Source organism: Streptomyces sp. IBSBF 3136, from assembly GCF_036815105.1.
In the GTDB taxonomy this organism is placed as follows: Bacteria; Actinomycetota; Actinomycetes; order Streptomycetales; family Streptomycetaceae; genus Streptomyces.
In genome coordinates this window covers 17,133-35,239 of the sequence record NZ_JAJSZC010000120.1, presented here as the reverse complement: position 1 = coordinate 35,239, position 18,107 = coordinate 17,133, and the positions used below count along the sequence as shown (strand labels likewise).

Below are 18,107 nucleotides of genomic sequence, written 5' to 3'. Positions count from 1 at the left end.
GGGGGGGGGCGGGGGGGGCGCCCCCCCCCCCCCCCCCCCCCCCCCCCCCCCCCCCCCCCCCCCACGGGCGCGCCGCAGGGGCGGTGCGCCACCGGGCATCCCGGGCGCCGACGTGGGTAGGGAACGGCGGCATGGGATGTCCGTGCGGGGGCCCCGGACGCGGGGGACCGGCGCTGCGGGAGTGCTTGCGTGCGCATGGGCGGTCCGTCGGCTTTCTCGGGGCGGTGTGCGAGCGGTGGGTCCGCCCGGAACGCTCCCGGAGTGGGCCGGGTGCGATCCGTGAGCAGTATTTATATATGCCGTCGGGTTTGCAAGACGTATGAAAACATTCATGCGGGATTTGCGCCGAATGATCCCCGTGGGCCGAATGTCCCCGGCCGGAGCCGTCCCTGGCCAGAAGATCTTCGGCGGGGCACGCCGACGACCAGAGGATCAGTCCCGGACCAGCCCCCGGATCAGTCCCTGAGGAAGAAGTGCTGCTGGTCAGCCACCTGTTCGTACTTCTCCAGCCGCGCCTGCGTGCGCTCCGGATCGGCGTCGGTCATGGCCTGCAGCAGCGCCGCCGCCAGCAGTCCGGGCGCCGCGTAGGAGTCGAAGACCAGCCGGGAACCGGGCCCGGTGGTGAAGGTGACGTCGGCCTCGTCGGCCAGCGGCCCGAGCGCCAGATCGGTGATCAGGGCGACCTTCAGCCCGGCCTCGCGCGCGACCCGCAGCGCGGTCAGCGTCTCCTGGGCGTGCCGGGGCATGGCGAAGGCCAGCACCCAGGTGCCGCCGGCCTCGCGCGACTGCAGCAGCGCGTCGTAGGCCACGCTGCCGCCGCGCGTGACCAGCCGAACGTCGGGGTGGATGCGGCGGGCCGCGTACCCGAAGTACTCGGCCAGCGACACCGAGATGCGCAGGCCCAGCACGGTCAGCGGGGTGGAGCGGGACAGGGCTTGGCCGACGCGGATCACCCGGTCGGGATCGGCGAAGTCCCGGCGCAGGTTCTCCAGGTTCTGGATCTCGGCGTCGACGGCTGCCTGGAGCTCGTTGGCGATGTCCTCCTCGCCGCCTCCGCCGGCCAGCGTGCTCAGCGCGATCGACTGGAGCTTCTCCCGCAGCGCCGGATAGCCGCTGAACCCGACGGCGGCGGCGAAGCGGGTGACGGAGGGCTGGCTGACGCCGACCCGGTCCGCCAGCTCGGTGATCGACAGGAACGCCGCCTCGGTGATGTGCTCGATCAGGTACTGGGCGACACGGCGCTGTCCCGGGGACAGCCGAGGGCCGTCGAAGAGTTCTCTGAGCTGGGAGGTCGGTGCGGCCTCGGCCTCCGGCGCGATCTTGCCCGAGGTGATCGCTGACGCCTGGGCGCGTGCCTGCTGCGGCGAGGGCACCGGCCCGCCTCCTTTGTCTCCCACGAACACTCAACATAGCCCACCGAGCCTGGTCAGCAGGGGGTTGACGGCCCGACAGCCTCACCGGCGGTACACGGTGATCGAGTGTCCCACCTCGTCGACCGGGCGGCTGGTGCGGATCAGTTCGGCCAGCCGGCCGCGCGCCTTGGCGGCCGCCGAGTCCGACACGACCAGCAGCCCGTGCACCCGGTCCGCCGGCACCCGGCGCGGATCGGAGGCGTGGATGCCGTAGTACGACGGCACCCCGCTGCCCTTGTACACCAGCCACACCCGCCGGCCGGGGTACCGCTGCCGCAGCCGGTCGGCGAGCCGGCCCAGGTCCTGCCCCCAGTCCACGTTGGAGTCGTGCAGCAGTCGGTGGGTGCGCTCGGGGCCGCCGAACGCCTCGTTCGCGTACGGCAGGTAGTACGGGAAGGTACGCAGCGAACTCACCGCCACGAACAGCACCAGCAGCCCCGTGAGCGGCCGCGCCCAGCGCCGCCGTCGCCCGAGCACACCGGCCGCCGCCACCGCGAGGAACACCGGCACGAACAGCGCGTACCGGGTCCCGAAGTCCCGCGCGCCCGTCATCGCCGCCGCCAGCAGCACCGCCGGCGGCACCAGCAGGTACGGCGCGGCGGGCCGCAGCCGGCGCACGGCCACGACGGCGACCGCGCCGGCCGCGCCCAGGGCCAGCGACCCGAGCGGTGTCTTCACCAGCAGCGCGGCCGGCAGGTAGTACCAGAGCGCCCCCGTGTACAGGTGCCCGAACAGATAGCCCTGCCAGGGGTAGCCCTCGAGACCGAACTGCACCCGCATCCCGGCCCGGTACGCCGGTGGCAGCGGCAGCAGGCCGGTCAGCCGCCCGCGCAGCCCGTGCACGGCCGGCACCGGCTCCACGGGCGTGAACCGCAGCAGGGGGTCGACCGCGAGGTACGCGAGCCACACCACGGCGACGGCCACCAGCGCCACGGCCGCCGCTCCCGCCGCCCCCAGCAGCACCTTCCGGCGCCGGTCGACCCCGGGACGGGAACCCCACACCGACACCACGGCCAGAAGCATCAGCGCGGGGACCGCCGGCAGCGCGCTCATCTTCGTCGCGACGGCCGCGCCCAGGGCCGCCCCGGCGAGCGGCAGGTACAGCCGGGGCCGGCGCCGCGCCCGCCACACCAGCCACACCGACGTCAGCACGAACCCGGTCACCGGCATGTCCAGCGTGGCCAGCGAGCCGTGGGCGATCACATCGGGGGAGAAGGCGTAGAGCGCGAGCGCCACCAGGCCGCCCGCCGGGCCCGTCACGTCCCGCGCGAACGCGAACACGACAAGCCCGAACAGCAGGGTCAGCGTGATCACCGGAAGCCGCGCCCACAGCATCAGCCGCCAGGGGTCGTTGCCCGACTCGTACAGCAGATGCCGCCCGACCTCGCCCTGGGTGCCGGTGTACGACGGGTCGTAGCGCGGGTCGGCCACTGCCACGCCGGCCGCGATCACCAGCTTGCCGAGCGGCGGGTGCTCGGGGTTGTAGCGCAGCCGGTGCTCGCGCAGGTAGTCGGTGGCCGTGGCCACGTACACGGGTTCGTCGATGGTGGGCGTCTGCCGCACGGCCGTGGTGACCATCGCGGCCGCCATCTGGCCCAGCAGCAGCACCACCAGCAGCGCCACGAGCCACGGCCGCCGGCGGCGCAGCCCGGCGCGCAGGCGTTCGCGGACCGTGCGCCGCACCGGGCCGTCGTCGAGGGACGGGCCGGCTTCGAGGACCCCGGCCGTCTGCTGCGCGTGCGCCATCATCCGCCCCGCCGTGACACCGGGCGAGCGGTGGCGGGCGCGAACCGGGGCCGGGTCATGGCCCCACTGTCGCACCGCTCCCGCCGCCGGAGGCGTCACCGCTCCACAAGTCGTACCGGCGGACCTTCCACCGTGCCCTCGGGTACGGGCGGCGGCCCGCCGGAGTTCACCGCGACCCGGCCGGATCGTCCGCGCGGTCCGTCCCGCGGGTGGCCCGGCCGCTCACGCCGGACCCGGCAAGGAGGGCAGCGCGCCGGGCGGCACGACCAGATCCGCCCGGTCCCGCGTCGCCGCGATCAGGTCCGCGTTGCGCTGGTCCGTGCCCAGCACCCAGGCCGTCGCCGCCTCGTGGTCCTTGCCGAACCGCTCGTGCCGGGCGACGAGTCGGCGCACGCGTTCCTCTTCGTCGACCTCGCAGAACCACACCTCGTCCAGGCACGCCCGCACCCGCGTCCACGAACCCCGTTCCCGGAGCAGGTAGTTGCCCTCGGTGACCACCAGCCGGGCGGCCGGCGGCACCGGGATCGCGCCCGCGAGCGGCTGCTCAAGCACCCGTTCGAACCCGGGCGCGTACACCACCTCGCCGGCCTCCTCGCCGGTCTCCTCGCGCAGCCGGCGCAGCAGGGCCGCGTACCCCGCGGCGTCGAACGTGTCCGGCGCGCCCTTGCGGTCCCGGCGGCCCAGCCGGTCGAGTTCGGCGTCGGCCAGGTGGAAGCCGTCCATGGGCACGTGCGCCACCCAGGGCGGGCCGTCCCCGTTCAGCGCGCACACCAGCCGTTCGGCCAGGGTCGTCTTGCCCGCGCCCGGGCCGCCCGCGATCCCGAGGATCGCGCGCCGGCCGCCCGCGGCGAGAGCACGGGCGCGCAGCAGGAGGTCGTCGAAGGTCAGTGGCACACCGCCGAGTGTGCCACCGGCGGTCCGTGATGTGAGAACCCGGTGTGAAGGTGCGAAAGTATCTCCCATGTGGCGTGCGCCACCGGCTGGAAGGCGCGCGGTGGGGAACAGTGCTCGGTATGACTCAGCTCGGTCTGCCCGACACCATCCAGGCCTGTCTCTTCGACCTCGACGGAGTCGTCACCCGGACGGCCGTCGTGCACGCGGCCGCGTGGAAGGAAACGTTCGACGCGTTCCTGCGCGAGCACGAGGGGCCCGGGGCGCGTCCGTTCGACGACGCCGACTACGACGAGTACGTCGACGGACGCCCGCGCGCCGACGGGGTCCGCTCCTTCCTCGCCTCGCGCGGCATCGAGTTGCCCGAGGGCGACCCCGGCGACCCACCGGACGCCCGCACCGTGCACGGCCTCGGCAACCGCAAGAACGACCTGTTGCTGGAGCGCATCCGCACCGGGGGCGTCGACGCCTACGAGGGCACCCTGCGCTATCTGGAGGCCGTGCGCGCGCGGGGACTCGCCACCGCCATCGTCTCCTCCAGCGCCAACTGCCGTGACGTGCTGCGTGCCGTGGGCGCCGAGCACTTCTTCGACGTACGGATCGACGGCGCGGTCGCGGCGGAGCGGCACCTGCCGGGCAAACCGCACCCCGACACCTTCCTGGCCGCCGCCCGCGACCTGGGCGTCGAGCCGGAGCGGGCCGCCGTCTTCGAGGATGCGCTGGCCGGCATGGACGCGGGCCGCTCGGGCGGCTTCGGATACGTCGTCGGCGTCGACCGCGTAGGGCAGAGCGACGCGCTGTACGCGCACGGCGCGAGCGTCGTCGTCAAGGACCTGGCCGAGCTGGGAGGCGGGCAGTGATCACCCACCGGTCGTACACGGTCGAGCCGTGGGCCGTGCGCGAGACGGACCTGAACCTCGACGTCCTCGCCCAGAGCGAGTCGGTGTTCGCGCTCTCCAACGGTCACGTCGGCTGGCGCGGCAACCTCGACGAGGGCGAGCCGCACGGCCTGCCGGGCAGCTACCTCAACGGGGTGCACGAGGTGCACCCGCTGCCGTACGCGGAGGCCGGCTACGGCTATCCCGAGTCCGGGCAGACCGTCATCAACGTCACCAACGGCAAGGTGCTGCGGCTGCTGGTGGACGACGAGCCGTTCGACCTGCGCTACGGCCGGCTCGTCGCCCACGAGCGGGTGCTGGACCTGCGCCGCGGGGTGCTGGAGCGCACCTGCGAGTGGACCTCCCCGGCCGGCTCCACCGTACGGGTGCGCTCGACCCGGCTGGTGTCGCTGGCCCAGCGGTCGGTGGCCGCGGTGGCGTACGAGGTCGAGGCCGTCGGCAGCCGCAGCCGGGTGGTGATCCAGTCGGAGCTGGTCGCCAACGAGCAACTGCCCGGCGCGAACGGCGACCCCCGCGCGGCGATGGCCCTGCAGTCACCGCTGGAGCCGGAGGACGACTTCGCCTCCGGCGGCCGGCTGCGGCTGGTGCACCGTACCCGGCGCAGTGGACTGCGGGTCGGGGTCGCCGCCGACCACGTGGTCACCGGCCCGGACCGCACCACGACGCGCAGCGAGAGCGGCACCGACGTCGCCCGCCTCACCGTCACCTCGGTGCTGGAGCCGGGGCAGACGCTGCGGGTGGAGAAGCTGGTCGCCCACGGCTGGTCCGGGACCCGCTCGCTGCCGGCCATGGCCGACCAGGTCGACGCGGCCCTCGCGGCCGCCGCGCACGACGGCTGGCCGGGACTGCTGGAGGAACAGCGCGCCTACCTGGAGGACTTCTGGGCCCGCGCCGACGTCGAGGTGGACGGTGACGAGGAGATCCAGCAGGCCGTACGCTTCGCCCTCTTCCACGTCCTGCAGGCCGGCGCCCGCGCCGAGCAGCGGGCGATACCGGCGAAGGGGCTGACCGGCTCCGGGTACGACGGGCACGCGTTCTGGGACACCGAGATGTTCGTGCTGCCGGTGCTCACCCACACCGCCCCGCAGGCGGTCGCCGAGGCACTGCGCTGGCGGCACAACACCCTGGACGAGGCCCGCGAACGCGCGGCCCAACTCGGCCTGGCGGGGGCCGCTTTCCCCTGGCGCACCATCCAGGGCGCCGAGGGCTCGGCCTACTGGCCGGCCGGCACCGCGGCCTTCCACGTGAACGCCGACATAGCCGACGCGGTCGTCCGCTACGTCGAGGCCACGGCCGACACCGCGTTCGAGCGGGAGGTCGGCGTGGAACTCCTGGTGGAGACGGCCCGGCTGTGGCGTTCGCTCGGCCACCACGACCACCACGGCGTCTTCCACATCGACGGCGTGACCGGACCCGACGAGTACAGCGCGGTCGCCGACGACAACACCTACACCAACCTGATGGCCCGCCAGAACCTGCTCGCCGCGGCCGACGCCGTCGAGCGGTACCCACGGGAGGCGGAGCGCCTGGGCGTGGACGAGGAGGAGAGCGCCGCCTGGCGGGACGCCGCCGGGGCCGTGCACATCCCGTTCAACCGGGAACTCGGCGTGCACGAGCAGCACGCCGGCTTCACCCGCTACCAGCGCTGGGACTTCGCGAACACCCGCCCGGACCAGTACCCGCTGCTGCTGAACTTCCCCTACTTCGACCTCTACCGCAAACAGGTCGTCAAACAGGCCGACCTGGTCCTGGCGATGTACACCTGCTCCGCCTTCTTCGACGAGCAGCAGGTGGCCCGCAACTTCGCCTACTACGAGCCGCTGACCGTGCGCGACTCCTCGCTGTCCGCCTGCTGCCAGGCGGTCGTCGCCGCGCAGGCCGGACACCTGCGGCTCGCCTTCGACTACACCGCCGAAGCGGCCCTGATGGATCTTCAGGACCTGGAGCACAACACCCGCGACGGACTGCACATCGCCTCTCTCGCCGGGACCTGGATGGCCCTGGTCGCCGGCTTCGGGGGACTCCGCCACGACGGCACGGGGCTGCGCTTCGCGCCCCGGCTCCCGGAACGGCTGCGCCGCCTGGCCTTCAACCTCGAACACCGCGGCCGCCGCCTCAGGGTGGAGATCGGCGCAGACAAGACGACCTACACGCTTCTCGACGGACCGCCGCTCACCGTGCACCACCACGGGGAGCCGCTGCGGGTCAGCACCGACGAGCCGGCCGTCCGCTCGGTGCCGCCGGTGGCATACCGGCCGGCCCCGGAGCAGCCGCCGCACCGGGCGCCGAACGGCGGCGGCTGAGGTCAGACCAGAGCGCGGGAGAGCAGACCGAGCAGGTCGCCCGTCGCGTCGGCGGCGAGCAGCGCCGGGAGCGCGCCCAGCGCCAGGACGGCCGCGGCGGCCGGCCACAGGCGCGGCGGCGGGCTCGTCTGGAGCGCCGCGATACGGCGGGTGACGGCCCGGTCGGCGAAGTGCAGCGGGCACTCCGCGCGGGCCCGGCCCGCGGTCAGCGCGGCCCGGGCCAGCGCGCGTGCGGTGGTCCGCCGGTCACCGACCGCGGCCGCCGCCTGCTCGTCGGCCCAGCGCTCCACCAGGAAGGCCACGGCGGACCTGACCGGTGTGAGCAGCGGGTTGGCCGCCGCCGCGAGCGTGGCCGCCGTCACCAGAGTGCCGTGCCGATGGGTCAGGTGCGCGCGCTCGTGGGCCAGCAGCACCCGCCGCTCGGACGGCTCCAGCGCGCTCAGCATGGCGGACGTGACCAGGATGCGCCCCGGCCGGCCCGGGATCGCCAACGCGCGCGGCACCTCGGAGGCGGCGACGATCAGCTCCGTGTCGGCGGGCCGCCCGGCGCACAGCCTGCGCAGCGCCCGCCGGGTGTGCCGCTCGGCGCGCACCGCCCGGTACACCCGCCACCCGACCACGGCCAGCGCCACGCCGGCGGCGACCCCGATCACCTCCGGCACCGGGTCGACCAGCGGACGCCCGTCCTCCCGCGCCTCGCGCACCACCGGCGGCGCGTCGCCGAGCAGCGCGGCCGTCAGCAGCACCAGGGACCAGGTCGTGGCCGCCGCCGTGAGCACCGCGGCGGACGTGAGCACGCGCGCCGCGACAGCGGGGGCGACCCGGCCGCAGACGACCGGCGCGACGACGGACAGCAGCAGCGACAGCAGCAGCGGGGTGTAGACGTCGTACCTCATGCGCCGCCCCCGGCGAGCAGCTCGCGGAGCGCGTGCTCCTCCTCGGGGCTGAGACCCGTCACGAACTGCTGGAGCGCTGCGATCGGGTCGGGGCCCCGGTCCAGGGCCTCGTGCATCGCCGCCGCGGTCAGCTCCGCCGCGTTCTTCGCCGGGCGGTACGCGCCGCGCCGCCCGTCGGCGTCCCGGAGCACCAGCCCCTTGTCGTACAGGCGTTTGAGAATGGTGTGCACGGTGTTGTAGGCGAGTGCGCCGTCGATCTCGCCCTGGATCTCGGCCGGGGTCAACGGCCGCTCGGTGGCCCAGAGGGCGGCGAGCACCTCGCTCTCCAGCGCCCCGGCGCTGCGCCGCTCCGCCCTGCCGCGGGACCCTGTACCACCCATGCTCCAACCTTACAGCGCGTAGGGCCGTGGGTACCGTTGGGCCTGTCGGCCCCGCACCGGCCCCTGATCCGCGTTAGTTTGACCGTGTTTCCCCCGACTGCCGTGCTCAGCACTACAGCTTGTAGGGTGGCCGTCGCAAGCTGTAGGACAAAGGGGTGATGATGGCCGGCAGCGCACACAGCACGGTCGGGACGGCACGGCGCGAGCGCATGCGCCGCACGACCACCGGCACGGGGCGGAGGGGCGGCCCGCTGCCGCTCGCGGCCGTCGCGGCCGCCTTCACCCTCTCCCAGCTGCTCCTGGTCGGCACCGGCATGGGCCTCGGCTGGGACGAGACGGTGTACGTCAGCCAGGTCAGCGGCCACATCCCCACGGCCTTCTTCAGCGCGCCCCGCGCCCGCGGCATCTCCCTGCTGGTCGCGCCCATCGCCGCATGGTCCACCTCCACGGCCCTGCTCCGCGCCTACCTCGCCGTCCTCTCCGGCCTAGCCCTCTTCCTGGCCCTGCGCGCCTGGCGGGGCCTGCTCCCGGTCCGTGTGCTCGCCGTGGCCGGCGCCCTGTTCGCCTCCCTGTGGGTCACCCTCTTCTACGGCCCCCAGGCCATGCCCAACTACTGGGTGGCCGTGGGCGGCCTGACCGCCGTGGCGTGCTTCCTGCGCGCGCGGACCGGCCGCACCGACCGGGCGGCGCTGTGGGGCCTGGCCGCGAGCGCGGCGCTGATGGCCTGGATGCGGCCCGTGGACGCCGTCTGGGTCACGCTTCCGCTCCTCGGTCTCGGCCTCTGGCGCCGTCACTGGCGCCCCCTGTTCGTCCTGCTCGCCGGGCTCGCCGCCGGAGCGGCCGAATGGGTGATCGAGGCGTACGTCGACTACGGCGGCCTCGCCAGCCGCCTGTCCGCCGGCTCGGCGATCCAGGGCGGACTCGGCTTCCACCTGGCCGTCGTCGACCAGCTGCGCAGCCTCGGTGGTCGCGCGCTGTGCCGGCCGTGCACCGGCGCCCTGCCCCACCCGATGATCACCGGCTGGTGGTTCGCGCTGCCCGTGTTCGCCGCGCTCGGCCTGGTGGTCGCCGTCCGGGCCCGGCGCACGGCGCCCACCCTGCTGGCGCTCGGCTGCGCCGCGACGGCCGCCTTCCCCTACCTGTTCATGATCGGTTACGCGGCGCCCCGCTTCCTGCTCCCCGCCTACGCCCTGCTGGCCATCCCCGTGGCCGGCGCGCTCGTCCACCTGGTCACCGTGCCCACCCGGGTGCCGCGCCGGGTGGTCGTGGCCCTGGTGGCGCTCGGACTCGCCGGCCACCTCGCCGTCCAGCTCTCCGTCCTGCACCGCACCGCCACCCGCACCACCGCCGCCCACCGCGAGTGGACCCGCACCGCCGCCGCCCTGCACGCCATCGGGGTACGGCAGCCCTGTCTGGTCACCGGGCATGAGGCCATCCCGGTGGCGTTCTACGCGGGCTGTTCCTCGGCGGCCACCTCCGGGCACAACGCCAACAGCACGGCACAGGAAATCGCCCGCACCGCGCGGCACATCCCGGTGGCCACGCTGGTGCCCGCGGGCTCCCGGCCACCCGGGTACGCCCGGCACTGGCCGTCCGTGCCGCTCGACGGGCTGCGCCTCTACTACGCCGTACCGGAGGCCGGTTCATGACCTGGAGCCGAGGCAGAGGCGGGGGAGGCGGCGGATGAGCCGGCAGGCCGTACAGGAAGCCACCCCCGACGTCCGCGCACCGGCTCCCCCCGCACCACCGGGCGGTCCCGCCGCCCGCCGCCGGGCCTACTGGCCCACCCTGGCCTGCCTCGCCGTCCTGCTGTGCGCGGCCTACCTCGCCCGGCGGCACTGGCCGACCGTGGAGCACGGGGCGCTGCGGCTGGCCGTCGCCGACCCCGGCTGGCTGCTGGTCGGCGCGGCGGCGGCCGTCTGCACCTGGGGCGCCGCGGCGCTCGCCCAGCAGGGGGCGGTGCCCCGGCGGCTGCCCGGCGCCCGGCTGGTCGCGGCGCAGTTCGCCGCCTGCGCCGCCAACCACCTGGTCCCCGCCGGGCTCGGCGCCGGCGCGGTGAACCTGCGCTTCCTGATGCGCTGCGGGCTCTCCGCGGGCCGCTCGGCCGGCGCGCTCGCCGTGAAGGCCACCGCCGGCGCCACCGTGCGCCTCGTCCTGATCGCCGTGCTCGCCCCGCTCCGCCCGGGCCTGCTGCGCGTCCCGCACGTCTCGCCCGGCGTGCTTGCCGCCGTCCTCGGCGCCGCCGCCCTGCTCGCCGCCGTGCTGGCCGGCCCACTGCGCCCGCGCTGCCGCCAGGCGCTGGCGAGCGTGCTGCCCGAGATCCGTGCCGTGCACGCCTGCCCGGCCCGCGCGGCGGCCCTGTGGGGCGGTTCGCTCGCGTTCACCGTCCTGCACTGTCTGGTCCTGCTCTCCGTCGGCCAGGCCGTCGGGCTGCCCCTGCCTCCGTACCAGGTGGCCCTGCTGTACCTCGCGGCCAGCGGCGCGGCCGCCCTGCTCCCCACTCCCGGCGGCCTCGGTTCCCTGGACGCCGCCCTGGCCCTGGGCCTGACCGTCTCCGGCGCCCCCGCCGCCACAGCCGCCTCCGCCGTCCTCGGCTACCGCCTGCTGACCGTATGGCTCCCCCTCCTCCCGGGCCTCGCGGTCCTCGCCCTGCTGGTCCGCCGCAAGGCGTTGTGAGGGGCGCGCACGAGGGTTCCGGCGGCCTCTCGTGGCCGACGTGAGGTTTCCGCCGTGGGCGTCTGCCGTGGGCGCGGCGGGCGCGGCACGGCGAGTTCGGTGAACTGCCGGGTGCGCCTTGCTGACGGCCGGGGGCTCTGGTGCGCCTCACCGCCCGTGGGGCGGCTTCCGGGCGCGCCGGGCCGTGCCGTCCGCCGCGGCGGGTTTGGTTTTCGGCTGCCGCGGGCTCATGGGCGTGCCTTCCGGTCGTCTGCGGTGGCGGCTTCCGGGCGCGCCCTGCCGTCGGCTGGGGGCGGTTTGCGGGCGCGGTGGGCGTGCCGTGCGCCTCGGCGGCTTTTTCGGCTTCGGTGTACCGCCGGCTGCGCCCCGGCCTTGCCGCCGAGCCGGGTGGGTTGCCCCGGGCAACGGCAGGGCGCGGGGCAGGGCGCGGGGTCAGGAGCAGCGACGCCCCCACGCCGTCGGACGACCCTGACCCTGGATCCGCAGCGCTGCCGTTGGCCGGGTCTCCGCCCGGGGCAACCAGTTCCCGCCCGCTCCCGGAGGGCTCAGCCGGTGGGCAAGGTGATCACGAAGCGGGTGCCGGGGGTGTGGGACGGGTCGTGGGCCACCTCGCCGCCCGCCGAGCGGGCCAGGCGGCGGGCCAGCGGGAGGCCGAGGCCCGCTCCGGTGTGGCCGTCGTCGGGGTCGGCGCGGCGGCCGGGCTGGAACAGGGCGTCGCGGAACGACTCGGGCACGCCGGGCCCGTCGTCCGTGACCTCCACCAGGACACCGTCCGGCGCCCGGCGGGCGGCGAGCGTGACGCGCGTACGGGCGTAGCGCACACCGTTGGCGAGCAGCGGGCTGACGATCCGCTCCAGCAGCGCGGGCCGTACGCCCGCCCGCAGCGGCGTCCCGTCGCCGTCGACGGTGATCAGCGGGGCCGGGGCGTCCAGCGCGGCCACCACCCGGTGCAGTGCGGGCAGCACCTCGGCCGTGCCGGGCGCGGCGGACGCGCCTTCGCGGGCCTCGTCCAGCAGCGTTCGGCAGATGACGCTCATCGAGCGGGCGGCCTCGGCGATGACCTCGTGCGTCGCCCGCGTCTGCGCCTCGGACCGGGGACGCGAACGCCACCAGTCCAGTTCGGCGACTATCCGGCTCAGCGGGGTGCGCAGCTCGTGCGACAACTCGCCGGTCAGCTGCCGCTCGTGCCGCAGCACCGCGCGGATCCGGTCGAGGAGCGCGTCCAGCGAGGCGCCCAGCGCGGCCAGCTCGGCGGGGCGGTCCCGGCCGGCGAACCGTTCGCCCGAGGCCACCGCGCTCCACTGGGTCGCCTCTTCCGTCATCGTGCGCACCGGTCGCAGCGCCCGGCCGACGGCCAGGCGCGTCAGCCCGTAGGTGAAGGCGAGCATCACCGCGTCGAGCGCGATCGAGCCCAGCAGCAGCGTCCGCGCCGAACTCCGGTACGGCGACAGGTCGAGCGCGGTCACGATGGTGGCCGTCGTCCCGTGCCCGCGCACCGGCTCGGCGCACAGGCGGACCGGGTCGTGGCCGCCGACGGCGGCGCAGCCGCGCCCGTGCGCCGCGAGCGCGCCGGCCGCCCGGGTGAGGGCGCCGGAGCGGGCCGCCGAGCGCGGCCGCTCCAGCAGCCGGCCGTCGGCGTAGATCCACACGTTGGGGTCGAGGAGCCGGTCGTTGACGGTCTCCAGGACCCGTGCGCGTCCGCCGCGCGTGTCCACGGTGGTCGCCACGGCGGCCGCACGGGTGCGCAGCTCGTCGTCGGCCTCCCGCTGGAGCCGGTGGCGCACCACGGCGTTGAACACCACCGTCAGGATCACCATGAGCAGGGCGGCCGTGGTCAGCGCCACCAGCGAGAGCCGGCCGCGCAGGGTCCGGGGGCGCAGCCGGGCCGCACGGGCCACGCGGGCGCGGAACGGTATGGCGTCGGTGGGGGACGGCTTCATGGGGGCGGGTCTCGTACCTGTCTCGTGCGGAGCGGGCGGCGGCGCGGGAGGTCAGGACAGCCGGTGGCCGATGCCCCGGGCGGTGCCGATGGTCTGCCCGGCGCCCGCCGCGCGCAGCTTGCGCCGCAACCGGGTCAGGTACTGGTCCAGCGTGTTCTCGCTGACGTGGGCACCCTCCGGCCAACCCGCCCGGACCAGTTCGCGGCGCCGCACCAGGTCGCCGCCCGCCGCGGCGAGCGCCGCCAGCAGCCGGAACTCGGTCGGCGTCAGGGCGATCCGGTCCCCGTTCACCGTGACGCTGTGCCGGACGGCGTCCAGGAGGAGCCCACCCGCGTGCGCGCCTGCGGTCGGCGGCGCGGGCGCGGCCCGGCGGAGCGCGGCCCGCAGCCGGGCGGCCAGCTCGGCGAGGTGGAACGGCTTGGGCAGGTAGTCGTCGCCGCCCGCCGAGAAGCCCGACAGCCGGTCGGTGAGACCGCGGCGTGCGGTGAGGAAGACGACCGGGCCGAGGAAGCCGTTCGCGCGCATCGCCTGGCACACGTCCCGGCCGTCCGCGTCGGGCAGCCCGACGTCCAGCACCGCGGCGGCCACGTCGGGTGCCGCGAGCCGCAGGGCCGTGGCGCCGTCGGGCGCGGTCACCGTGTCGAAGTCCTCGTCGTGCAGTCCGCGCCGCAGGACGTCACGCAGGGCGTGATCGTCCTCGACGACCAGGATCTTGGGACGCATGTCTCTCCAGCGGCGCATCGGCCGGATCGCTCGGAGGTGGGGGGACAGGCTCGCCGGAGCCGGTGATCAGGCCCGAGGGCAGCCACCAGGCCGCCGCGCACAACCAGACGCCGAGCCAGCCGACGGCGAACAGCCAGCCGCCGACCACGTCCGTGAGCCAGTGGACGCCGAGGTAGACCCGGCTCAGCCCGACCCCGGCCGCCCAGCCGGCCACCACCAGGCACAGCACGACCGGGACCCGGCCGCGCCGCGCCCGCAGGCACAGTGCGACGATCACCAGCCCGGCGGTCAGCGCCGAGGTGGTGGTGTGGCCGGACGGGAACGCCCAGCCCGAGGCGTGCGTCTGCCAGAACTGGTGGGGCGGACGGGGCCGCCCGACCAGCTCCATGACGCCGTAGCGCAGGGCCTGGCCGGTGACCAGGCACAGGACGCCGAGCAGCGCGGCCGTCAGCCGCTGCCGGCGCGTGCCGCCCACGAGCAGCCCGGCCAGGACGATCAGCGCGTACGGGATCACGCCGGTGCCGGTGGCGGTCAGCCCGCGGGCCAGGGCCACCGTCATCGGGGACCGGTGGCCGACGGACCAGGCCAGCAGCGAGCGGTCCGGGCCCAGCGGGACGCCGTGCCGGCCGGTGACGACCAGTGCCAGCACCGCGAACGCCGCCCAGGCGCCCAGGGCGACGCTGCCCGCCAGCTCCGCGGCCACCTTGCGGTTCATGACACCAGCAGCGGACGCAGCCTGCCGGCCGCCAGCCGGTCCGCCAGGTCACGGGGCCGGTTCCGGAGCACGCTCATCAGCAGGAAGGACACCAGCCCGCCGACGATCGCGCCGGCCAGGACGTCGTGCGGATAGTGGACGCCGATCCAGACCCGGGAGACCGCCATGGCCACGGCGCACACCGCGGCCACCGCCCCCAGTCGGCGGGAGACGAAGAAGAGGGCGACCGTGGCGGCGACGGCGATCGCGGTGTGGTTGCTGGGGAAGGACCAGTCACCGGCCCCCGGGCAGGTCTCCAGCGTGCGGAAGGGCAGGCCGTGACAGGGGCGGCCCTCCTGCACCAGGGCCTTCAGCCCGGCGTCCGCGCCGAAGGCCACCAGCACGGCCACCGGCACGGTCAGCGCCGTCATGGCCGCCCGGGCGCCGGCCCGGCGGGCCCGCCACCAGCCGATCACCATGAGCACCGCGAACACCGCGAGCCCGTAGGCCGACCACGCCGTGACGACGGCGTCCAGGGCGCCGGGGGAGCGGCGGGCGAGGTCCACCACATGCCGGTAGAGCGATCCGTCGATCGACCAGCCGGAGAGTGCCATGATCATCCACGGGCCGCCTTCGCGGCCCGGCGGGAGCGCAGCACCTCGGCGGCGAGCGGAATGAGCGACAGCAGCACGATCAGCGCGATCACCGGCAGCAGGTACTTGTCGACGTTCGGGATCGAGGAGCCCAGCGCGTATCCGGCGAGGGTCAGGCCGAGGCTCCACACGAGTCCGCCCACCACCTGCCAGAGCGTGAACGTGCGCACCGGCACGCCGAGCGCGCCCGCCATCGGGTTCAGCACCGTCCGCACCACCGGCACGAAGCGGGCCAGCACGATCGCCTTCGCGTGGCCGTACCGCTCCAGCAGTTCCTCGGCGCGCTGCGCGCCCTCGCGCAGCCGGGCCGACCGGCTGCGCGCGAGCAGCGTCCCGCCCGCCTTCCGGCCCAGCAGGTACCCGCACTGCGCGCCGGCGAGGGCGCCCGCGGCCGAGGCGACGAGCAGCGGCCCGAGCGACAGATGCACCCCGTGGCCGGAGCTGCCCGTGCACAGCAGGCCCGCCGTGAACAGCAGGGAGTCGCCGGGCAGGAAGAAGCCGATCAGCAGCCCCGTCTCGGCGAACATCACCACGGCCACGCCGAACACGCCGAAGGCGGCCAGCAGGGAGTGGGCGTCGAGCACGTTGACCGCGAGCTGCGACGACAGGTCTGAGGGAGTGGCCATCGCCGCACGCCCTTCCTTCGGCTTCCTCGGACTAGCTTCTGACTACACATTTGTAGACGGTCCGCTGGGGTGATGACGAACGACAGCCCCGTATCGTTCCCGGGCTTTGCCACCCCATTGCCACTTCATGACCGGCCGACTACACGTCTGTAGTCATCATGGTCCGCGAAGGTAAGGCATGCCTCACTAAGTGGGAGGGCCGCAGAGCATGTGGGACGACGCGTTTCCGAGCTTCCTGATCGGACTGAGGGAGGGACTCGAAGGCGGACTCATCGTCTCCATCCTCATCGCCACCCTGGTCAGGGCTGGTGCCCGTGCGCGGCTGCCCCAGGTCTGGACGGGCGTCCTGGCCGCCGTCGCCGTGGCCATGAGCTTCGGCGCGGTCCTCACCTTCACCGCCGCCTCCCTGTCGCAGACCGCCCAGGAGGCGTTCGCGGGCACGCTCGGCGTGATCGCCGTCGCGTTCGTCACCGCCATGGTCTTCTGGATGCGCCGCTCGGCCCGCAACCTCTCCGGCGAGTTGAAGGAGAAGATCACCGGCGCCCTCGCCATGGGCTCCGGCATGCTCGTCCTCACGTCGTTCCTCGCCGTGGGCCGGGAGGGCCTGGAGACGGCCCTGTTCCTGTGGACCACCGCACGGGCCGCCGGTGAGTCGGCCGGCCCGCTCACCGGCGCCGCCGCCGGCCTCGTGCTCTCGGCCGCCCTCTGCTGGGGCCTGTACCGCCGCGTCCTGAAGATCAACCTGACCAGGTTCTTCACCGCCACCGGCGCCGTCCTCATCGTCATCGCGGCCGGCGTGCTCGGTTACGGCCTGCGCGACCTCCAAGAGGGCGGCGTCCTGCCCGGCAAGTCCGCCTACGCGGTCGACCTGGCCGGCAGCGTGGACGCCGGGTCCTGGTACAGCACGCTGGTCCAGGGCGTGCTCAACCTGACCCCGACCATGACCTGGCTCCAGGTGGCGGCCTACGCCGCCTACCTCGTCACCGTGCTGACCCTGTTCGTCCGCGGGGTGCGCGCCACCCCGCCCGCGCCGGCCGCCGAGCGGCCCGCACAGGAGCCGAAGGCGGCCCGCCCGCGCCGACGCAGGCCCGCCTGGCTGCTCCCGGCCGCCGTCGTCGCCGTGCCCGCCCTGCTCGCCGGACTCGCGGTCGCCCTCGGCCGCCCCAAGCCCGCCGGCGACCAGACCGTCGCCGTCTCCGCAACCGAGTGCGGCCAGGGCTTCACCGCCCCCGAGCCCGGCCGGCAGACCTTCCGGATGCGCAACACCGGCACCAAGACCTCCGAGGTCTACCTGATCGACCCGTCGACCAGCGCCGTCTACGGCGAGATCGAGGGACTGGCCCCCGGCACCACCCGCGACCTGGTCGCCACCGTCGCGGGTGGAAGCTACGCCTGGCGCTGCGTCCCCACCGGCGGCACCGCCGTCACCTCCAAGGCGCTGCGCGTCAGCGGCGGGGGAGCGGCCAGGCCGGTCGTCCCCGTCTCGGAGCACGACCTCGCCGCGCCCCTGAAGGCGTACCGCGCCCACGTCGAGCAGGGCCTGACCACCCTCGTCGGCCAGACCCGCACCCTGGACCACGACATCGAGGCCGGCCACCTCGGCAGGGCCCGCACCGACTGGCTCACCGCCCACCGCACCTACGCCTCCCTGGGCGCCGCCTACGGCACCTTCGAGGACTTCGACCGGAAGATCGACGGGCGGCCCGACGGTCTCGCGAACGGCGTACGCGACAAGGACTTCACCGGCTTCCTGCGCGTCGAGCACGGCCTGTGGCACGGCGAGTCCGCGAAGGACCTGCGGGCCCCCGCCCGGCAGCTCGCCGACGCGGCCGAGGGCCTGCGCAGGGCCTTCCCGGGCCAGGAGTTCGACCCGGGCGACCTGCCGCTGCGCGCCCACGAGATCCTGGAGAACACCCTCCAGTTCGAGCTGACCGGCGACACCGACCAGGGCAGCGGCACCACCCTCGCCACCGCCGACGCCAACCTCGCCGGCACCCGCGAGCTGCTCACCGTCCTGCGGCCACTGCTCACCAGCCGCGCCCCCCGGCTGCTGCCGACGGTCGACGCGGACATCGCCCGGCTGCAGAAGCTCCTGGACGCAGCCCACGACGGCGCCCACTGGACCCCCGTCGACCGGCTCGGCCCGGCCGGCCGGCAGCGCGTCGACGGCGCCACCGGACAGCTGCTGGAAGACCTCGCCCCGATCCCGGATCTCCTGGAGATCCGCAAGTCCGCCTGATGAGCACCGAGCACCCGCGAACGGAAGGA

General features: G+C 75.0%; 15 protein-coding genes. 5 read left to right on the top strand and 10 right to left on the bottom strand.

Going from position 1 to position 18,107, the window contains the following annotated elements; all coding sequences use genetic code 11:
• Nucleotides 1–455: 455 nt before the first annotated feature.
• The 3 genes from V7E45_RS24130 to V7E45_RS24120 all read right to left on the bottom strand — a co-directional run bounded on the left by V7E45_RS24130 (nucleotide 456) and on the right by V7E45_RS24120 (nucleotide 4,052).
• Nucleotides 456–1,373, bottom strand: coding sequence for a MurR/RpiR family transcriptional regulator (locus V7E45_RS24130; RefSeq protein ID WP_333776285.1), 918 nt, complete (start codon nucleotides 1,371–1,373; stop codon nucleotides 456–458).
• Between the two features lie 81 nt (nucleotides 1,374–1,454).
• Nucleotides 1,455–3,161, bottom strand: coding sequence for a phospholipid carrier-dependent glycosyltransferase (locus V7E45_RS24125; RefSeq protein ID WP_333776284.1), 1,707 nt, complete (start codon nucleotides 3,159–3,161; stop codon nucleotides 1,455–1,457).
• A gap of 219 nt (nucleotides 3,162–3,380) precedes the next feature.
• The gene (locus V7E45_RS24120) at nucleotides 3,381–4,052 is read right to left on the bottom strand and encodes a nucleoside/nucleotide kinase family protein (RefSeq protein WP_333776283.1); all 672 of its coding nucleotides are present in this window, start codon (nucleotides 4,050–4,052) and stop codon (nucleotides 3,381–3,383) included.
• A 119-nt stretch (nucleotides 4,053–4,171) separates the two neighbouring features.
• Here V7E45_RS24120 and V7E45_RS24115 point away from each other — a divergent pair, with 119 nt between their 5' ends.
• Together V7E45_RS24115 and V7E45_RS24110 are read left to right on the top strand one after the other, a co-directional pair.
• Nucleotides 4,172–4,909 carry an HAD family hydrolase gene (locus tag V7E45_RS24115; protein ID WP_333776282.1) on the top strand — a complete coding sequence of 246 codons (738 nt, stop codon included), beginning with the start codon at nucleotides 4,172–4,174 and terminating at the stop codon, nucleotides 4,907–4,909.
• Nucleotides 4,906–7,251 carry a glycoside hydrolase family 65 protein gene (locus V7E45_RS24110; RefSeq protein ID WP_333776281.1) on the top strand — a complete coding sequence of 782 codons (2,346 nt, stop codon included), beginning with the start codon at nucleotides 4,906–4,908 and terminating at the stop codon, nucleotides 7,249–7,251. Before V7E45_RS24115 ends, V7E45_RS24110 begins: the two co-directional genes overlap by 4 nt.
• 2 nt (nucleotides 7,252–7,253) lie before the next feature.
• Here V7E45_RS24110 and V7E45_RS24105 read toward each other — a convergent pair whose 3' ends face one another.
• Nucleotides 7,254–8,147 (bottom strand): M48 family metalloprotease, encoded by an 894-nt coding sequence (locus V7E45_RS24105; RefSeq protein WP_333776280.1) that lies wholly within the window; start codon nucleotides 8,145–8,147, stop codon nucleotides 7,254–7,256.
• Nucleotides 8,144–8,527 (bottom strand): BlaI/MecI/CopY family transcriptional regulator, encoded by a 384-nt coding sequence (locus V7E45_RS24100; protein WP_333776279.1) that lies wholly within the window; start codon nucleotides 8,525–8,527, stop codon nucleotides 8,144–8,146. The genes V7E45_RS24105 and V7E45_RS24100 overlap by 4 nt, the downstream gene beginning before the upstream one ends.
• Before the next feature lie 161 nt (nucleotides 8,528–8,688).
• Between V7E45_RS24100 and V7E45_RS24095 the strand changes: the two genes are divergently transcribed.
• Both V7E45_RS24095 and V7E45_RS24090 read left to right on the top strand, forming a co-directional pair.
• Complete coding sequence (locus V7E45_RS24095) at nucleotides 8,689–10,176, top strand: hypothetical protein (RefSeq protein ID WP_443056151.1); 1,488 nt, start codon at nucleotides 8,689–8,691, stop codon at nucleotides 10,174–10,176.
• A 34-nt stretch (nucleotides 10,177–10,210) separates the two neighbouring features.
• Complete coding sequence (locus tag V7E45_RS24090; RefSeq protein ID WP_333776278.1) at nucleotides 10,211–11,203, top strand: lysylphosphatidylglycerol synthase transmembrane domain-containing protein; 993 nt, start codon at nucleotides 10,211–10,213, stop codon at nucleotides 11,201–11,203.
• 545 nt (nucleotides 11,204–11,748) lie between these two features.
• Here V7E45_RS24090 and V7E45_RS24085 read toward each other — a convergent pair.
• The 5 genes from V7E45_RS24085 to V7E45_RS24065 are packed head-to-tail and all read right to left on the bottom strand — an operon-like array spanning nucleotide 11,749 to nucleotide 15,839.
• Entirely contained in the window at nucleotides 11,749–13,143 is a 1,395-nt protein-coding gene (locus tag V7E45_RS24085; protein WP_333776277.1) for a sensor histidine kinase, read from the bottom strand.
• A gap of 51 nt (nucleotides 13,144–13,194) precedes the next feature.
• Nucleotides 13,195–13,866, bottom strand: a complete 672-nt coding sequence (locus V7E45_RS24080; RefSeq protein ID WP_333776276.1) for a response regulator transcription factor — start codon at nucleotides 13,864–13,866, stop codon at nucleotides 13,195–13,197.
• Nucleotides 13,820–14,581: a phosphatase PAP2 family protein gene (locus tag V7E45_RS24075; RefSeq protein WP_333776275.1), complete on the bottom strand. Its 762-nt coding sequence runs from the start codon at nucleotides 14,579–14,581 to the stop codon at nucleotides 13,820–13,822. Before V7E45_RS24075 ends, V7E45_RS24080 begins: the two co-directional genes overlap by 47 nt.
• Nucleotides 14,578–15,180, bottom strand: coding sequence for a phosphatase PAP2 family protein (locus V7E45_RS24070; RefSeq protein ID WP_333776274.1), 603 nt, complete (start codon nucleotides 15,178–15,180; stop codon nucleotides 14,578–14,580). Before V7E45_RS24070 ends, V7E45_RS24075 begins: the two co-directional genes overlap by 4 nt.
• Entirely contained in the window at nucleotides 15,177–15,839 is a 663-nt protein-coding gene (locus tag V7E45_RS24065; RefSeq protein WP_333776273.1) for a DedA family protein, read from the bottom strand. Before V7E45_RS24065 ends, V7E45_RS24070 begins: the two co-directional genes overlap by 4 nt.
• A gap of 208 nt (nucleotides 15,840–16,047) precedes the next feature.
• Here V7E45_RS24065 and efeU point away from each other — a divergent pair, with 208 nt between their 5' ends.
• The gene (gene efeU, locus V7E45_RS24060) at nucleotides 16,048–18,078 is read left to right on the top strand and encodes an iron uptake transporter permease EfeU (protein WP_333776272.1); all 2,031 of its coding nucleotides are present in this window, start codon (nucleotides 16,048–16,050) and stop codon (nucleotides 18,076–18,078) included.
• Nucleotides 18,079–18,107: the final 29 nt, after the last annotated feature.